13 protein-coding genes are annotated in these 17098 nt (G+C 62.3%); 5 read left to right on the top strand and 8 right to left on the bottom strand.

Translation table 11 applies throughout. The annotated features are described in order from the left end of the window. Positions 1 to 2551, top strand: a 2551-nt coding sequence (locus CN311_RS19930) for a histidine kinase dimerization/phospho-acceptor domain-containing protein (RefSeq protein WP_097575442.1), incomplete at its 5' end; no start/stop codon positions are given. Positions 2552 to 2780: 229 nt separating this feature from the next. Here CN311_RS19930 and CN311_RS19935 read toward each other — a convergent pair. Next, a complete protein-coding gene (locus CN311_RS19935) occupies positions 2781 to 4757 on the bottom strand; it encodes an acetoacetate--CoA ligase (RefSeq protein ID WP_097575460.1) in 1977 nt (658 codons plus the stop codon). A gap of 199 nt (positions 4758 to 4956) precedes the next feature. Here CN311_RS19935 and CN311_RS19940 point away from each other — a divergent pair, with 199 nt between their 5' ends. Continuing rightward, complete coding sequence (locus CN311_RS19940) at positions 4957 to 6807, top strand: AsmA family protein (RefSeq protein ID WP_097575443.1); 1851 nt, start codon at positions 4957 to 4959, stop codon at positions 6805 to 6807. A 25-nt stretch (positions 6808 to 6832) separates the two neighbouring features. Here the strand turns inward: CN311_RS19940 and CN311_RS19945 are convergent, their stop codons facing one another. The 6 genes from CN311_RS19945 to CN311_RS19970 form a co-directional block, all read right to left on the bottom strand. Continuing rightward, on the bottom strand, positions 6833 to 7651 hold the full coding sequence (locus CN311_RS19945; protein ID WP_097575444.1) for an ABC transporter permease: 819 nt from the start codon (positions 7649 to 7651) through the stop codon (positions 6833 to 6835). Then, positions 7648 to 8619, bottom strand: coding sequence for an ABC transporter permease subunit (locus CN311_RS19950; protein WP_097575445.1), 972 nt, complete (start codon positions 8617 to 8619; stop codon positions 7648 to 7650). The genes CN311_RS19945 and CN311_RS19950 overlap by 4 nt, the downstream gene beginning before the upstream one ends. Before the next feature lie 9 nt (positions 8620 to 8628). Then, positions 8629 to 9768, bottom strand: a complete 1140-nt coding sequence (locus CN311_RS19955; protein ID WP_097575446.1) for an ABC transporter ATP-binding protein — start codon at positions 9766 to 9768, stop codon at positions 8629 to 8631. Positions 9769 to 9837: 69 nt separating this feature from the next. Then, complete coding sequence (locus CN311_RS19960) at positions 9838 to 10938, bottom strand: polyamine ABC transporter substrate-binding protein (RefSeq protein WP_097575447.1); 1101 nt, start codon at positions 10936 to 10938, stop codon at positions 9838 to 9840. Between the two features lie 350 nt (positions 10939 to 11288). Further along, positions 11289 to 12230 (bottom strand): DMT family transporter, encoded by a 942-nt coding sequence (locus CN311_RS19965; protein WP_097575448.1) that lies wholly within the window; start codon positions 12228 to 12230, stop codon positions 11289 to 11291. A gap of 148 nt (positions 12231 to 12378) precedes the next feature. Continuing rightward, complete coding sequence (locus CN311_RS19970; RefSeq protein WP_097575449.1) at positions 12379 to 13827, bottom strand: helix-turn-helix domain-containing protein; 1449 nt, start codon at positions 13825 to 13827, stop codon at positions 12379 to 12381. 247 nt (positions 13828 to 14074) lie between these two features. Between CN311_RS19970 and aceA the strand changes: the two genes are divergently transcribed. From aceA to CN311_RS19985, 3 genes are all read left to right on the top strand, one after another. Next, positions 14075 to 15364 carry an isocitrate lyase gene (gene aceA, locus CN311_RS19975; protein ID WP_097575450.1) on the top strand — a complete coding sequence of 430 codons (1290 nt, stop codon included), beginning with the start codon at positions 14075 to 14077 and terminating at the stop codon, positions 15362 to 15364. Between the two features lie 51 nt (positions 15365 to 15415). Then, positions 15416 to 15658 carry an SMc00767 family acetate metabolism repressor gene (locus tag CN311_RS19980; RefSeq protein WP_006329350.1) on the top strand — a complete coding sequence of 81 codons (243 nt, stop codon included), beginning with the start codon at positions 15416 to 15418 and terminating at the stop codon, positions 15656 to 15658. A gap of 230 nt (positions 15659 to 15888) precedes the next feature. Further along, positions 15889 to 16350, top strand: a complete 462-nt coding sequence (locus CN311_RS19985; RefSeq protein ID WP_097575451.1) for an ANTAR domain-containing protein — start codon at positions 15889 to 15891, stop codon at positions 16348 to 16350. A gap of 14 nt (positions 16351 to 16364) precedes the next feature. On the opposite strand, the gene CN311_RS19990 is transcribed toward CN311_RS19985, so the two are convergent. Next, positions 16365 to 17081: an HAD family hydrolase gene (locus CN311_RS19990; RefSeq protein WP_097575452.1), complete on the bottom strand. Its 717-nt coding sequence runs from the start codon at positions 17079 to 17081 to the stop codon at positions 16365 to 16367. Between the last annotated feature and the right edge of the window lie 17 nt (positions 17082 to 17098).

Below are 17098 nucleotides of genomic sequence, written 5' to 3' on the forward strand. Positions count from 1 at the left end.
CTTCAGGGACGTCGCGGCCGCCTTTGGCCTCGATGCATCCGGTGAGATCGCCGGCTTGCTCGAGCGGCGTGACACCTGGTCCGGCCGTTCGGTGCTGTGGCCGATTGCCGGCACCGATCTCAAGATACCCGTCGATCTGGCGGCGCTGCCCGTCTATGACCGCAGCCGCGCCTTCGAAGGCTTCCGCGGTTTCGGCGTCGCCCGCACCAGTGATGCGGCAGTCGATCCGGAGGCGATCGGGATGGCGCTTGTCCCCAACGATCAGGCGCCGACAGCAGTCGAGTCCAAGATCACCGGGCCTGAGGTCCCGGAGACTGCGCCGGAAGCACCAAAGGAACCCGATCCGTTCAAGGGCGAGGTCCCGGCGCTAACCATCGTGCCAAAGCCGGAGCGTCGCTTTGCCGACAAGGTGATCCGGCTGGCGGAGCACAGGCAGCCGGCCAACGACAAGGGCCTGTCGACCCTTGAACGCAGTGCGTTCCGCGAGATCGGCGAACGGCTCAGGAAGGAGAATATTCCGGTCGAGCCGGCCGATGTCGAAAAGCCGGCGGAACCGATGGTGGAGCCGGCCGAAACCAACAGCGAAGACGAGAAGGATGTCGCAAGGCTCGACGGCGAGCAACCGGACGAGGCCGTGCAGGAACAGCCGGCCGGCCAATCAACCGTGTCCAAGATCACGGGCTCGCTGCTTAATTACGCCGACCGGGACCATGTCGCCGACAATAGCGACGACGCACCTGTCTCCGAGCCGGACAAATCGAAAGCGTGGGAGATCGCCCAACCAACCGAAGCGGACAGTGGATCGATCGCCAGCGAAGTACCCCCGAGTGCCGGGGCCACGGAAGACGACGACAGCATGACGGCCGATGATTTCCGTGATGCGGAGGACAGCGAGGATTGGGCGCGCGCCGATAGCGACGAAACCCATTCGTCGACCGATGACATTGGCGATGCCGGTGACGTGGAGCCAGCGCCCGTCGACAGGCCGCGTCCCCAGGCGCCGCCGCTCAAGCTCGAAGGGTTCGTGCCGTCGGCTTTTTCAGCCGCAGACGACAAGGCGCCGGATATTTCGATCCTCAGCAAGCTGCCCGTGCCGCTGCTCATCCATTCCGGCGACGACCTTCACTACGCGAATGAGGAATTCCTCGGCCTGACCGGCTATGACGCGCTCGACGATCTGGAGGAGGCAGGCGGCCTCGGCGCGCTGTTTGCCGATCCTTACGACGACAGCGCCTCCGAGAGCACCGATCACGCGCTGCGGTTGAAGACGCGCGACGGCCTGGAGTTTCCGATCGAGGCCATTTTGCGCGCGGTTCCGTGGCGTACCGGCAAGGCGCTGATGCTGGTCGTGCGCCGTTCCGGCGACGACGACGCACCACCAGCGGCCCTGCACGCTGCCGCCGACGAGCAGACCCAGCCGGACATCCCTGAGCTCAAGGCGCGGATCGCCGAGATGCGCACCATCATCGACACGGCGACCGACGGCGTCGTGCTGATCGGCCGTGACGGAACGATCCGCTCCATCAGCCGCCCGGCCGAAGCGCTGTTCGGCTTCGACAGCGACGAGGTGACCGGCAAGCCCTTCGTCTCGCTGTTCGCGATCGAAAGCCAGCGCGCGGCACGGGACTATCTCGAAGGGCTCTCCGAACCCGGCGTGGCAAGCGTGCTCAATGACGGACGCGAGGTGATCGGACGCGAGGCACAAGGGCGCTTCATCCCGCTGTTCATGACCATCGGCAGCCTGCCCAACGACAGCGGCTTCTGCGCGGTGGTGCGCGACATCACGCAATGGAAGCGGGCCGAAGAGGATCTGACCCAGGCCCGCGCGGTGGCCGAGCGCGCCTCCTCGCAGAAAACCGACTTCCTCGCCCGTATCAGTCACGAGATCCGCACGCCGCTTAACGCCATCATCGGCTTTTCCGAGCTGATGGTTGACGAGAAATTCGGGCCGGTCGCCAATGACCGCTACCGCGACTATCTGCGCGACATCAACCGGTCGGGCAACCACGTGCTCGACCTGGTCAACGATCTGCTCGATATTTCGAAGATCGAAGCCGGCCAGCAGGAGATGGCCTACGAGGCGGTGTCGCTCAATGATACGCTGGCCGAAACGGTGGCGATGATGCAGCCGCAGGCGAACCGCGAACGAGTCATCATCCGCTCCAGCTTCGCATCGCGGCTGCCGGAAGTGGTGGCCGACCTGCGCAGCGTGCGCCAGATCGCGCTGAACATCCTGTCGAATGCCATCCGCTATACGCAAGCTGGCGGCCAGGTGATTGTTTCGACCGCCTATGAGGTTTCGGGCGATGTCGTCATGCGCGTGCGCGACACCGGTATCGGCATGAGCCAGTCAGAGATCGAACAGGCGCTGAAGCCGTTCAAGCAGATCAACGCGCTGAAACGTGGACGCGGTGACGGCACTGGTCTTGGGCTGCCGCTGACCAAGGCCATGGTCGAGGCGAACCGGGCCCGCTTCACCATCAACTCGACGCCCGGCGAAGGCACGTTGGTCGAAGTCGCTTTCCCATCGACGCGCGTGCTGGCCGAATAAAGAAAAGGCGTCCAACAGGACGCCTTGAATAATGAGATTGCTGTCACAACGGGGCTTGAGCGAATTCAGATCCTCTGGGGATGTCGAGGAACGGGATTTCTCCCTCAAGTTACGCACGACTATCGATGCCGGCCCTTAACAAATCCTTACCGGCGCGCCGGAAAATTTACCAATGTGTACCACTCATGAAATCTAGGTAAATTCGAGCGACATATCTCGTTAACCATGTTCAGTCGGCCAGCGCCGGCAAGTTGCGGAACAATTCGAGCGCCTCGGGATTGGCCAGCGCCTCCTTGTTCTTGATGGCGCGCCCATGCACCATGTCGCGCACCGCGAGTTCGGTGATCTTGCCCGACTTGGTGCGTGGAATGTCGCTGACGGCGACGATTTTGGCCGGCACGTGACGGGGGCTCGCCCCGGTGCGGATTTTCGTGCGGATGCGTTTTTCCAGCTCGGCGTCGAGCTCGACGCCCGCGGCCAGCCGCACGAACAGCACGACGCGCACGTCATTGTCGAAATCCTGGCCGATGCACAGCGCTTCCAGGATTTCCGGCATCTGCTCCACCTGGTTGTAGATTTCCGCCGTGCCGATCCTCACACCACCCGGATTGAGCGTGGCGTCGGAGCGACCATGGATGATCAACCCGCCATGAGCGGTCCATTCGGCGAAGTCGCCATGGCACCAGACATTGTCGAAGCGCTCGAAATAGGCCGCGTGGTATTTTTTGCCTTCGGGATCGTTCCAGAAGCCGATTGGCATCGCCGGAAACGCCTTCGTGCAGACGAGTTCACCCTTCTCCTGGCGGAGCGGGTGACCGTCGTCGTCCCAGACATCGACGGCGAGGCCGAGACCGGGTCCCTGGATCTCTCCGATCCATACCGGTTCCGTCGGCACGCCGAGCACGAAGCAGGAGACGATGTCGGTGCCACCGGAGATCGAAGCGAGGTGCACGTCCTTCTTGATATCGTCATAGACGAAGCGGAAATCCTCCGGCGACAGCGGCGAGCCGGTCGAGGAGATGGTGCGCACGGTGGAAAGATCGTGCGTGTTGATCGGCTTGAGGCCGGCCTTGCGCACGGAATCGATGAATTTGGCCGAGGTGCCGAAATAGGTCATCTTCTCGGCGTCGGCGAAATCGAATAGTGCGTTGCCATCGGGATAGAAGGGCGAGCCGTCATAGAGCAGAAGGGTCGCGCCCGATGCCAGGCCTGATACCAGCCAGTTCCACATCATCCAGCCGCAAGTGGTGAAGTAGAAGAAGCGGTCACCGTCGAGCAGGCCGGCATGGAGGCGCTCTTCCTTGACGTGCTGGATCAGCGTTCCGCCAGCCGAATGAACGATGCATTTGGGAATGCCGGTCGTGCCCGAGGAAAACAGGATGTAGAGCGGGTGCGCGAACGGCAACCGTTCGAAGGTTACGGACTTGGCGGCAAAGGGAGAAAGCGCCTCTTCGAGCGCCGCTGCCTTGTCGATGGTCACTGCCACGTCGGCCGAGGTGCCGAGATAGTCGACGATGAGAATCTTGCGGACGCTAGGAAGCTTTGCCGCCACGGCCGCGATCTTATCGGCGACCTCGATGGCCTTGCCATTGTACCAGTAGCCGTCCGGCGCGATGAAGAAGACGGGCTCGATCTGGCCGAACCGGTCCAGCACGCCCTGCTCGCCGAAATCGGGAGAGCAGGACGACCAGACGGCGCCGATGGAGGCGGCCGCCAGCATGGCGGCGACGGTCTCCGGCATGTTGGGCATCATCGCGGCAATGCGGTCGCCCTCTTTCACCCCGAGCGACAGGAAAAGCTGCTGCAGGCGCGAGGTCAGCGCATGGAGTTCGTTCCAGGACAGACGCCGCTCGACCTTGTCCTCGCCGCGAAAGACGATGGCCGTGCCAGAGCCGGTTTTCTTCAGGAGGTTCTCGGCGAAGTTCAGCTTCGCGTTGGGGAAGAAGGCGGCGCCGGGCATCTTCTCGCCATCGACAAGGATGCGTTCACTGGCATTCTCGCCAGTCCCCTTGTTGCCCAATATCCCGCAAAAATCCCAAACCAGGTCCCAGAACGCCGCGCGCTCGTCGACCGACCAGCGATGGAGGTCGGCGTAGGAAGAAAATGTTCCGCCGGTTTTCGCCTCGGCTGCCTTCATGAAGGCGGTCATCGGGGCGGAGTCGATCTGGTCCTGCGTCGGTGTCCAGAGTGGTGTTTCGGCAGCCATGATCGTTCCTCCACGGTCACCGTCGCTTATGCATATCGCAGCGCAGCAGAGCAAGATTTTGTTAAGCTCGCCGCGATGGATGTGCGCAAACGCCATCGCCGGGCCATAAAGACTTGAAATGCGTCAGCCCTAAGTCGTAGTGACGACTGGGGTTACACCCATCGGGCGATTTTGTCGGAATGGAAGCAACCGGGGCGATATGGCATCACCTTTGATCCGGCGCGGAATATGGGCGATCGGCGTTGCCGTCCTCGTCATCGCGCTGGTTGTCGCAGCCCTGCCGCTCGTCGCCTCGACCCGCATCGTGCGCGACCGCATCGCCTGGGAGATGAGTGCGTGGAGCGGTTTCAGGGTCACCATCGACGGCGCGCCGCAGATCGAAGTCTGGCCGAATTTTCGTGCCATCCTGACCGATGTGACGCTTTCCCAGTGGACGGAGACCGATGCGCCGCCGGTGATCGAAGCCGAACGGGTCGAGGTCGATCTCTCCGCCATGGCGGCGCTGCGTGGCGACGTGGTGTTTTCGACGGCGCGGCTGGTGCGGCCGACGATCCGGGTTCAACGTGCTGCAAATGGCCTTTTCCTGCCCGCCATGCCTTCGGGCGGGCGCATCACGCGCTCGATCGACACGGCTCGCGCAGTGGTCAGCGCCGACCGCGCCAAGCCGGATCTGAGCAAGCTGCCGACAGATCCTTTCGGTAGGGTGGAATTCAGGGACGGCCGCGTGGTGACCTCGATCGGCGGCAAGGACACCGAGATCCTGAGCAGCTTGAGCGGCCAGGCGAACTGGGCCGCGATGAACAGCAATGCGACGCTGTCGGCGACCGGTATCTGGCGCGGCGAAAGCGTCTCCATCGATGCCGCATCGCCGAACCCGCTGGTGCTGTTTGCAGGGGGTGCGGCGCCGATCACGCTTTCATTCAAGGCGGCCCCCGCCAGTTTTTCCTTCGACGGCGTGGCCAGCATGTTCGAAAATGCCTATTTCGAGGGCCAGGCGAAATTTGCCGCACCCTCGCTGAGGCGGGTGCTCGAATGGTCGCAGGCCGGCATCGCGCCGGGTGCAGCAATCGGCTCGATTTCCGTTTCGAGCAAGGTGACGGCGACCGCCGGCCGCGTCAAACTGGAAAACACCGCGCTGGCCCTGGACAACAATCCGGGAATGGGCGCGCTGGATCTTTCCTTCGGCGAGGCGCGCCCGGTGATCGCCGGGACGCTCGCCTTCGACACGCTAGATCTGTGGTCGTTTCTTTCCGCCTTCACGCCCCTGGCGCCCACTGGTGGAACCGGTCCCGCCGAGATCGATACCAGCTTCGCCGACCGGATCAATCTCGATCTCAGGCTGTCGGCGGCCCATGCCACCGCGGGCGCCATCCAGCTTGCCGATGTCGCCGCCACCGCGCAGGTCAAGAACGGTCTTGCCGTCTTCGACATTTCCGATGCATCGGCATTTGGCGGCAACATCCAGAGCAGTCTTCGTTTCGATCGCAAGCCGGAGGGGACGCAGGTCGAGATCAGGCTGCTTGCCTCTGATATCGACGGTGGTGCTTTCGCCACCGCGGCCGGGATGACGCGACTGGTGCCGATCGGTACTGGAACCGTCTCCGTCATCCTCAAGGGGCCAGGCAGAACCTGGGATTCCATTCTCGAAAATGCCGACGGCTCGGTCTCGGCAACATTCGGCCAGGGCGCGCTGAGCAAGCTCAATCTGCCGGCATTTCTCAAACACACAGAACAGGGCGGGTTCTTCGCGCTCGACGATGTCTCCGACGGAACGCTGCCGATCGATGGAGCCGAACTCAAGGCGAGCATTTCGAACGGGGTGGCGAAGATCGACAAGGCCGAGGCCAATTCGGCGAGATACAAGCTCTGGCTTTCCGGCATCGCAACCTATGCCGGACGCGGGCTGGCGCTATCCGGCGGCATCATCCAGCCGGACCAGGCGGCGACGCAGACAAACGGACAAGGCCCTAGCCAGTCGTCGTTCTTCGTCGGCGGCACCTGGAGCACGCCGTTCATCTCACCGATAAGCCGCGGCGTTTCAGGAGAATAGGCCGCCTGAAGGTGGCGGCCCATTTTCAGCCGCGTTGCGCGGCCTGCTCGTCCAGTTGCCGCTGCACCTCGCGGCGCTTGTTGACGACCGACGCGGCGATCACGCCAACCGCGACGATTGCGATCAAAATGGTGCAGGCGGCGTTGATCTCAGGCGTCACGCCGAGGCGGACCTGGCTGTAGATCTTCATCGGCAGCGTGGTGGCGCCGGGCCCGGAGGTGAAGCTGGCGATGACCAGATCGTCGAGCGACAATGTGAACGCCAGCATCCAGCCGGACACGATCGCCGGCATGATGACGGGCAGCGTGATCTGGAAGAAGGTTTTTACCGGCGGCGCGCCCAGATCCATCGCGGCCTCTTCCAGCGAACGGTCGAAGGTGACCAGGCGAGACTGCACGACAACGGCGACGAAGCACATGGTCAATGTGATGTGGGCAAGAGTAACGGTCATCAGCCCGCGGTCCATGCCGATGGCGACGAACAGCAGCAGCAGCGACAGGCCGGTGATGACTTCCGGCATGACCAGCGGCGCAAAGACCATGCCGGAAAACAGCATGCGGCCCCTGAAGCGCGTGTAACGCGTCAAGGTGAGCGCCGCCAGCGTGCCGAGCACGGTCGCCACCGTGGCCGAAATGACGCCGACACGCACCGTCACCCAGGCGGCGTCCATCAGGCCCTGATTGTGAAACAGCGAGACGTACCATTTGGTCGAGAAGCCGCCCCAGACGGTGACCAGTTTCGACTCGTTGAAAGAGAAGACGATAAGCAGGACGATCGGCAGGTAAAGAAAGGCGAAACCCAGCACGATCGAGGTGATGTTGAAGCGGCTCCAGGTGGCGTTCATTTGTCTTGCTCCTGGGCGCGCGCCTGGGCTCGCTGGAAGAGCATGATCGGCACGATCAGCAGCAACAGCAGGATGACGGCGACGGCCGACGACACCGGCCAGTCGCGATTGGCGAAGAACTCGTTCCATAGCGTCTTGCCGATCATCAGCGTCTGCGACCCGCCGAGCAGATCGGGGATGACGAACTCGCCGACGGCGGGAATGAACACCAGAAGGCAACCCGCGATGACGCCGGGCAGCGACAGCGGAAAAGTGATCTTCCAGAAAGCGCTGGCCGGCGGGCAGCCGAGATCCTTGGCTGCCTCGATCAGCGAATGATCCATTTTCTCAAGGGCGGAATAGAGTGGCAGCACCATGAACGGCAGATACGAATAGACGATGCCGATGAAGATCGCCGTATAGGTGTTGAGGATGATCAGTGGCTGGCTGATGATGCCGGTGGACAGCAGCAACTGGTTGAGCAGCCCCTCGGGTTTCAGGATACCTATCCAGGCATAGACCCGGATAAGGAACGATGTCCAGAACGGCAGGATCACCAGCATCAGCAGCGTCGGCCGGATCGACGCCGGCGCGCGCGCCATGCCATAGGCGATGGGATAGCCGACCAGCAAGGTCAGCACCGTCGAGATGGCGGCAATGAGGACGCTCGATACATAGGCGTTGAAGTAGAGCGCGTCCTGCGTCAACCAGGCGTAGTTGTCGAAATTGAGCTCGCCAAATCCTGCGAAGAACCCGGAGATGCCATCCCTGAAATCCAGCACGGGCGTGTAGGGCGGCATGGCAATCGCCGTCTGCGACAGCGAAATCTTGAAGACGATGATGAAAGGGACGAGGAAAAAGAACAGCAGCCACAGATAGGGGATGATGATAACCAGGCGGCCAACGAAGGCCTCCACCAGCCTCGCCGGAACGGTTTTGCCGTCATTGGTTGCCGGGGAGGCTGATACGGCGGTTACAGCGTTCGACATGCCCACCCCCTACCGTGTCAGAACGACGCCGGCATCCGGCCGGAAGGAAACCCAGGCCCGGTCGTTCCAGGTTAGTGGATCCTCGGTGACGCGGGCCGCGTTCATCGCGCTCGCCCGCACGACATGGCCGTCGTCCAGCTTGATGTGATAGACAGTCATGTCGCCGAGATAGGCGATATCGTACACCTCGCCCTCGATGGCGTTGACGGCATCGGCCGGCTTCTTCGACGACACCTTGATCTTCTCCGGCCTGATGGCGAAGGCGACGCTGGCGCCAGCGGCGGCATCGCCGGCGTTCTCGGTGCGGATGGTGATGCCGTTGCCGGCATCGATGCTTGCGGCACCCGCCGCGCCACGCGCAACCTTGCCTTCGAACATGTTGACGTTGCCGACAAAGCCGGCGACGAAACGGGAGCCTGGTGCCTCATAGACTTCCGCCGGCGTCGCCACTTGCATCACCTCGCCCTTGTCCATGATAGCGATGCGATCGGCCATGGTCATTGCCTCTTCCTGGTCGTGGGTGACGACGACGAAGGTCAAACCAAGTTCCTGCTGCAGGTCCATCAATTCGAACTGGGTTTCCTCGCGCAGCTTCTTGTCGAGCGCGCCAAGCGGCTCGTCGAGCAGCAAGACCTTCGGCCGCTTGGCGACCGAGCGGGCAAGCGCGACGCGCTGGCGCTGGCCACCGGACAATTGGTGCGGCTTGCGCTTGGCGAACTGCTCGAGCTTGACCAGCTTCAGCATCTCGCCAACGCGCCTTTCGATATCGGGCCTGGCCATGCCGTCCTGCTTGAGGCCGAAGGCGATGTTGTTCTCGACAGTCATGTGCGGAAACAGGGCGTAGGACTGGAACATCATGTTGACCGGCCGCCGGTACGGCGGGATGCCGCGCAAATCCTGGCCATCGAGCAGGAGGCGGCCGGCGGTCGGCTCCTCGAAACCGGCGAGCATCCTGAGCAACGTCGACTTGCCGCAACCGGACGCGCCGAGCAGGGCGAAGAACTCGCGCTCGAAGATGGTCAGCGACAGATTGTTGACGGCGGTGAAGTCACCGAACCTCTTGGTGACGTTTTCGAATTGAATGTAGGGCTTGGCGTTCGGGTCGTTCCAGGGCGCAAAATCCCTGCGGATGCTGCCAAGCGATTTCATGTCCCACTCCGTCCCTTGCCCCTGAAGAATTCGACCCCGGCAGCCAGCCGCCGGGGTCGCGTCAGACTATTATTGTCCCGTAATAACCTTGGTCCACGACCTGGTGACGAGACGTTGCGTCTTGGGGTCGTATGGACCCACGGTAAACAGCTTGGCCAGCATCGCATCGTCTGGATAAACGCCCGGGTCATCAAGGATTTCCTTGCTGACAAGCGGCTGCGAGGCCTTGTTGCCATTGGCGTAGAAAACATAGTTGGTGGATTTGGCGATCACTTCGGGTTTCATCATGTAGTTGATGAATTCGTGGGCCTCGGCGACATGCGGCGCATCGGCCGGGATCGCCATCTGATCGAACCACATCTCCGCGCCTTCCTTGGGGATGGAGTAGGCGATTTCGACCCCCTTGTTGGCTTCCGCCGCACGGTCGCGGGCCTGGAAGAGGTCGCCGGAAAACCCGACAGCCACACAGATGTCGCCATTGGCGAGCGCATTGATGTATTCCGACGAGTGGAATTTGCGGATTGACGGGCGAATGCTCAGCAAGAGATCCGTGGCCTTGGCAAGGTCATCGGGAGAGGTCGAGTCGGGCTTGAGGCCGAGATAATTCAGCACGGTCGGAATGATGTCCGTCGGCGAATCCAGGAAGTAAACGCCGCAACCTGCGAGCTTGGCGATATTCTCCGGCTTCAAAACCGCATCCCAGCTGTCGATCGTGTCGACGCCAAGGGCTTCCTTCACTTTCTTGGTATTGTAGCCAATGCCGGTCGTGCCCCACATATAGTTGACCGAGTATTCGTTGCCGGGGTCGAACTTCGCAACCCGGTCCGCCACCTCACCCCACATGTTGGAAAGGTTGGGCAGCTTCGACTTGTCCAGTTTCTGGTAAACCCCGGCCTGTATCTGACGGGCCAGGAACGGGCTTGCCGTCGGCACCACGACATCATAGCCGCTGCCACCGGCAAGCAGCTTGGTTTCGAGAATTTCGTTGGAATCATAGGTGTCGTAGACGACCTTGATGCCGGTTTCCTTGGTGAAGTCGTCAATGATCGAACTGTCGATATAGTCCGACCAGTTGAAGACGTTGACGACGCGGTCCTGGCCATGAGCGCCGGACGCGAACAGAGCCAACAATGCCGAAGTCGCCGAAAGCCAGAGCGCTTTGCGGATCATGCCATTCTCCTTTGGTGATTGTATCGTCGCCGGCCCGGCAGCGTCCGCGCGGCCGGCATTTGCTTCAGATTATTGAGCTTTCCAGAACGCGACAAGCGTGAATCGCCGGCACCATGGCGGAGCGATGCAGGCAGAGCCCGTTGTTTCCATTGTGGTCGGGAAGGCGCTCCGTCGCCGTCAGAAGCTTTCGCCGCTGCGCGGGCAGAAATACAACGATGCGCTCCGGTCTGGATCAGGCCGGCGGAGAGACTTGGCAAGATACGCCTGTCTTGTTGTTGCCGTATTTGCAGCCTGCCCGCGCGGCTGCCGCATTGTCAATGGCCCATCTCGGTTTGGCGCGTGCGCTGCCATCAATTAGGCGACGGCATGCCGGTGACACCTGGCCGCACCGGCCGCGCCTGACGCTTGAATTCGAGCCCGATATGAACGAGCAGCGCCGTGACCACGACAGCGCCGCCAACAATGGTGCGTGCTGATGGCACCTCGGAGTGGATCAGCCAGACCCAGATCGGTCCGAGGATCGGCTCGAATGTGCCGAGCAGGGCGGCGATTGCCGCCGGAACGAGCCGGGCGCCGGTGGCGAAGAAGGCAAGGCCAAGACCCAGGTTGACAACGCCGAAGGCAAAGAGGAAGCCCATGTCGCGGCTGGAAACGGCAAATTCCGATACCTGCGACGCCGCGAATGCGGCGGCGAGCATCGTGCCGAGGCAGGTCGCCGGCGTCATTCGCACATGGGAAAAGCGGCGCGTGATGACGGTGGCGATCGAAAACATGACGGCGATGAGCAGGGCCAATCCGTCGCCAATAGGCGAGACGGCGCCGTCGAGGGATTCCGACACCATGATGGCGACGCCGGCAATGACCGCGCCGATCGCCACCCAGGTCGCCATGGCCACCCTTTCACGAAACAGCGCCCAGGCCAACAACGCCGCCAGCAGTGGCACGCCGGCCTGCATCAAGAGGATGTTGGCGACGGTGGTATAGGCAAGCGCCACGACGAAAGAGGTCGAGGCGGTGGCGAAGCACAAGGCCACGGCAAGGCCGGGCGGGCCCATGTCGCGAAACAATTTCAGCGTACCGCGCCAGCCGTCGCGCCAGATCATGAAGCAGACCAGGAAGGCGGCGGCCCAGACCGAGCGCCAGAACACCACGGTCCAACTGTCGCCGGTGTCGATGAAGCGGGCAATGGTACCGCCAAAACTCCATGTCAGTGCCGACAGGAACACCAGGAGGAAGCCAATACGCTCGCCGTGCGGCGAGACGGCAATCGGCGATGATGCGATATCGGTCATGGGCGCGATTGTCGGCAGCTTCTGGACGGCACGATGCGCAACAGACGACGGAAAACGTGCCTCATTCGCGTAACGCAAAGGCAGCGGCGGGGCGTGATCCACCGAAGGGCGACAGTTGTGGCAAGGCGGCGGGTTCCCAGGCACGATCCTACTGAAAATCGAAGGCGCTCAGTCCGGTCACCATCTCGTCGAGGCCGAGCGGACGCGTCACCGGCGGCTCAGCGCGGGCGAGGCAGCCGATGCGTTCGCAGAGCCGGCAGGTTGGTCCAACCGGTGTGGCCGGATTGGTGGCCTGTCCAGGTTTTGCGGCCGCGACCACGCCCGGCAGTGCCGCGCCGTAGACGATCTCGTCCCGAAAGCCGATGTCGCAGCCCAGCAAAAGTGCCGTGCGGCGGGGGCGTTCCGCAAACGCGCCCTGTGGCCCTTCGAGCGTGCGGGCGACGCAGAGGAACTCAGCGCCATCGGGCATTTCCACCGCTTCGACGAAGATCTGGCCGGGCTGGGTAAAGGCGGCATGGACAGGCAGTTTCGGACAGCCGCCGCCGAAGCGGCTCTGTGGAAAGCCCTGGCTGCCCGCCTTGCGGAAGCGGTTGCCGGCATTGTCGACCTCCAGCATGAAGAACGGCACGCCCGACGCGCCCGGCCGCTGCAGCATGGTCAGGCGGTTTGCCGCCTGCTCGAAGGATACGCCGAAACGCGAACGCAATACGTCTATGTCGTAGCGCGCGCGTCGCGCGGCCGCCTGAAAGGCCTGATACGGCATCATCAGCGCGTGGGCGGCGTAGCGGCCAAGTTCGAAGCGCGCCAGCCGGCGGGCCTCGTCCGTGGTCAGCTTCAGCGCCTGGATCTCGCCCGCCACCGCGACCGTCATGCGGATCAGGCAGGCCTCCATCGCCACTTCGCGCAACTGGTCGAACGGCGATAGGCGCTCGGACAGAAACAGGCGCTGCGAATGCCGGTCGTAGCGGCGGCGCCAGTTCGGCATGGTGGCGACCGGCAGTACCTTGACGACGATGCCGTATTCGCGTTTCAGCCAGGCCTTCAGCGCCCCGAACAGATCGTCGCCGGGATCGAGCACCGCCGTGAAGGCTTCGGCCTCCGCCTCGAGCGCGGCGAAATGGTTCGGCCGGCGCTCGAAAATCTCGTGCACTTCGTCGATCGGCAAGCGGGCGCCGGAAAGCGCGGTGGCCCTGCCCTCCCGCGCCAGCAGTTCGTTGAGATCGGAAAGCCGTTCTGCCTGCTCGCGATAGGCGCGGAACAATTTCACCACCGCGGCGGACGCATTGGGCGCCGCCTCGGCAAGCTCGATCAGTTCCTGGTCACCTGGCAATTCGCCGACCAGCAACGGATCCGAGAAGACTTCCCGCAAGGCGGCGACCGCCCCCTTCGCCTCGCCTTGCAATTCGTGCGGGTCGACCTTGTAGACGGAGGCCAGCTTCAGGATCAACTGGACCGTCAGCGGCCGCTGGTTGCGCTCGATGAGGTTGAGATAGGACGGCGATATGCCGAGCCCTTCGGCCATCGCCGTCTGGGTCAGGCCCTTGGTATTGCGGATGCGGCGAATGCGCGGTCCGGCGAAGATCTTTTGCTCGGCCATGGTCTCTTTTACACGAATTCACAATTAGGAGCGCATTTCAACTTGCAAGGCGACCTTTTACAATATTGACAAATTTACAGCCTCGCGCTGTCAAACACAATACAGGTTTTCCCCTATTTTCCGGCCGATTTCTCAGTTTCCCTGGCTAATTTTGCACCGCAATGTAAATGATGTCATATCCAAAGACGCGAAGTTTTCCATGACCTGGCGTCTTCGAAGCCCGACACAGACCCATTTGGAGTGACCAATGACCGATTTTTACAACCTTGTCCCCTCGGCGCCGGAAGGCCGGTTCGACGGTGTCGAACGGCCGTATTCACCCGAGGATGTGAAGCGGTTGCGCGGTTCCGTCCAGATCAGGCAGAGTCTCGCCGAAATGGGCGCCAACCGGTTGTGGAAGCTCATCCACGAGGAGGACTTCGTCAACGCGCTCGGCGCCATGTCGGGCAACCAGGCGATGCAGCAGGTGCGGGCCGGCCTGAAGGCAATCTATCTGTCGGGCTGGCAGGTCGCCGCCGACGCCAACACTGCGTCCGCCATGTATCCCGACCAGTCGCTCTACCCCGCCAATGCGGCGCCTGAACTGGTCAAGCGCATCAACCGCACGCTGCAGCGCGCCGACCAGATCGAGACCTCCGAGGGCAAAGGGCTTTCGGTCGACACCTGGTTCGCGCCGATCGTGGCCGATGCGGAAGCCGGCTTCGGCGGACCGCTCAATGCCTTCGAGATCATGAAGGCCTTCATCGAGGCGGGAGCCGCCGGCGTCCATTATGAGGACCAACTGGCGTCGGAGAAGAAATGCGGCCATCTCGGCGGCAAGGTGCTGATCCCGACCGCCGCCCATATCCGCAACCTCAACGCCGCGCGGCTTGCCGCCGACGTGATGGGCACGCCGACGCTGGTTGTCGCCCGCACAGATGCTGAAGCCGCAAAGCTGCTCACCTCAGACATCGACGAGCGCGACCAGCCCTTCGTCGACTATGGCGCGGGCCGCACGGTGGAAGGTTTTTATCAGGTCAGGAACGGCATCGAGCCCTGCATTGCGCGGGCTATCGCCTACGCGCCTCATGCGGACCTGATCTGGTGCGAGACCTCGAAACCCGACCTGGCGCAGGCCAAGAAATTTGCCGAGGGCGTGCGCAAGCACCATCCGGGCAAGCTGCTCGCCTATAATTGCTCGCCGTCGTTCAACTGGAAGAAGAACCTCGACGACGCCACGATCGCCAAATTCCAGAAGGAGCTCGGCGCCATGGGCTACAAGTTCCAGTTCATCACGCTGGCCGGTTTCCACCAGCTCAATTTCGGCATGTTCGAACTCGCCCGCGGCTACAAGGCGCGGCAGATGGCTGCCTATTCCGAGCTGCAGGAAGCCGAGTTCGCGGCCGAAGCCCATGGCTACACGGCGACCAAGCATCAGCGCGAGGTCGGCACCGGTTATTTCGACGCCGTGTCTATGGCGATCACCGGCGGCCGGTCCTCGACCACGGCCATGCATGAATCGACCGAGCACGCCCAGTTCAAGCCGGCAGCGGAATAGCAGAACGGAAACAAGTGAGGAAACGCCCAAAGGGGGCCGAGGAGAAAAACAATGGCATCGATCAGCCGCGTCAAGGAACGGGCCGAAGAACAGGCCACCACCATGAATGTCGATCAGCAGGCGACCATCCGCATGCTGGCGAATGACCTGCACAGACTCAACCAATCCGTCATGAAGGCCGTCGAGGCGGGCGTGTCGGTGGAGCTCGTGCGCTCGGCAAGACACCATGGCGGCGACGGCAATTGGGGCGACCTGCTGATCCCCGTGATCGTCACGCAGCGGAGCCAGGGCTGATCGAAATCCGGCCGAAAACGACTTCACCTGCGCGGCTTTCCGTGCAGGTGATTTTCGTTTTGTGCAATCCTTTACCGCTGAGCCACAATTACAGATTTAACTTATATTTTATTGCTTGCAGTGACCTCTTCGAAACCCGACGTTTCAACTTGACATGGGACGCGATCTCACGCCAATTGTCGCTCTGTTTCAACTCTGCATTGAAATAGAGACAAGTGGTTGTCCTGCCCATGCGCCCCGTGAATCGCGAGACCAAGACTGCCAACCACCTGACTTTGGTGAGCCGGAACGGGGAGTCCGAGATACTCACCGACTTCACCCGCGTGCTCGTCGTCGGAAAATCGCCGGTCAACCGGGTGGTGGTTTCGAAAATCGTTGAACGATCCGGGCTGAAACCGATCTCGGAATCGCCCGAAACCGCAGCAGCGGCGTTGCTATCGCTCATTCCCGGCGCTGTCGTCCTCGATGGCGGAGCCGACAACAAGGACTGTGACGCGCTGCTGTCCGGTATCGACGCGCTGCGGCGGACGTCGGGCAAGTTGCTCCCTTCGGTGATCCTGCTTTCAACCAAGAATGGCACACCCGCGAGCTTGGGCTTGTCCAGCGTCGTCGACGTGGTGGTGGTCAAGCCGATCACGCCCGAACGGCTGCAGCCGGTGATCGACAACCTGATCGCGCTCGCACGCGGCTAGCCGGGATTTGACCGTCAGCCGGCTTTCCCAATGCTTTCGATCAGCCCCGGCAGTTCTCCGAGATCCGCTATCTGGCGGAAGCGAGATGCGGCAACCGGCGGCTCGACATGTTCCAGCACCCAGGTCAATTCATGCGGGACGTGGATGCCCCAACCGCCGGCCTCAATGGCCGGCACCACGTCCGACTTCAGCGAGTTGCCAACCATCATGCTCTTTTCGGCGCCATCGCCGTGGCGGCTGAAGATCCTGGCATAAGTGGCCGCGCTCTTGTCGCTGACGATCTCGACCGCATCGAACATATCTCCGAGGCCCGATTGCGCCAGCTTCCGCTCCTGGTCGAAGAGGTCGCCCTTGGTGATCAGCACCAGGCGATACGCACCTGCCAGCTTTTCCACGGTTTCGCGCGCATGAGGCAGCGCCTCGATCGGATGGCCAAGCATGTCGCGGCCCGCGGCAAGAATTTCGGCGATGACCGAGGCGGGCGCGCGACCTTCGGTGATCTCGATCGCCGTCTCGATCATCGACAATGTAAACCCCTTGATGCCGAAACCATAGATTGCGAGGTTGCGCCTTTCCGCCTCCAGCAGCCTTGCAGAGATATGCTCCTCTTCGGCGTGGTCGGCGAGCAGCGCGGCAAAACGCTTCTCGGTCGTGCGGAAGAACTGCTCGTTCTGCCAGAGCGTGTCGTCGGCGTCGAAGCCAATCGTGGTCAATTCATGGTTGTTGTGCATTCGTCGTCAACCGAATT

Source organism: Mesorhizobium sanjuanii (assembly GCF_002529485.1).
Taxonomy (GTDB): domain Bacteria; phylum Pseudomonadota; class Alphaproteobacteria; order Rhizobiales; family Rhizobiaceae; genus Mesorhizobium; species Mesorhizobium sanjuanii.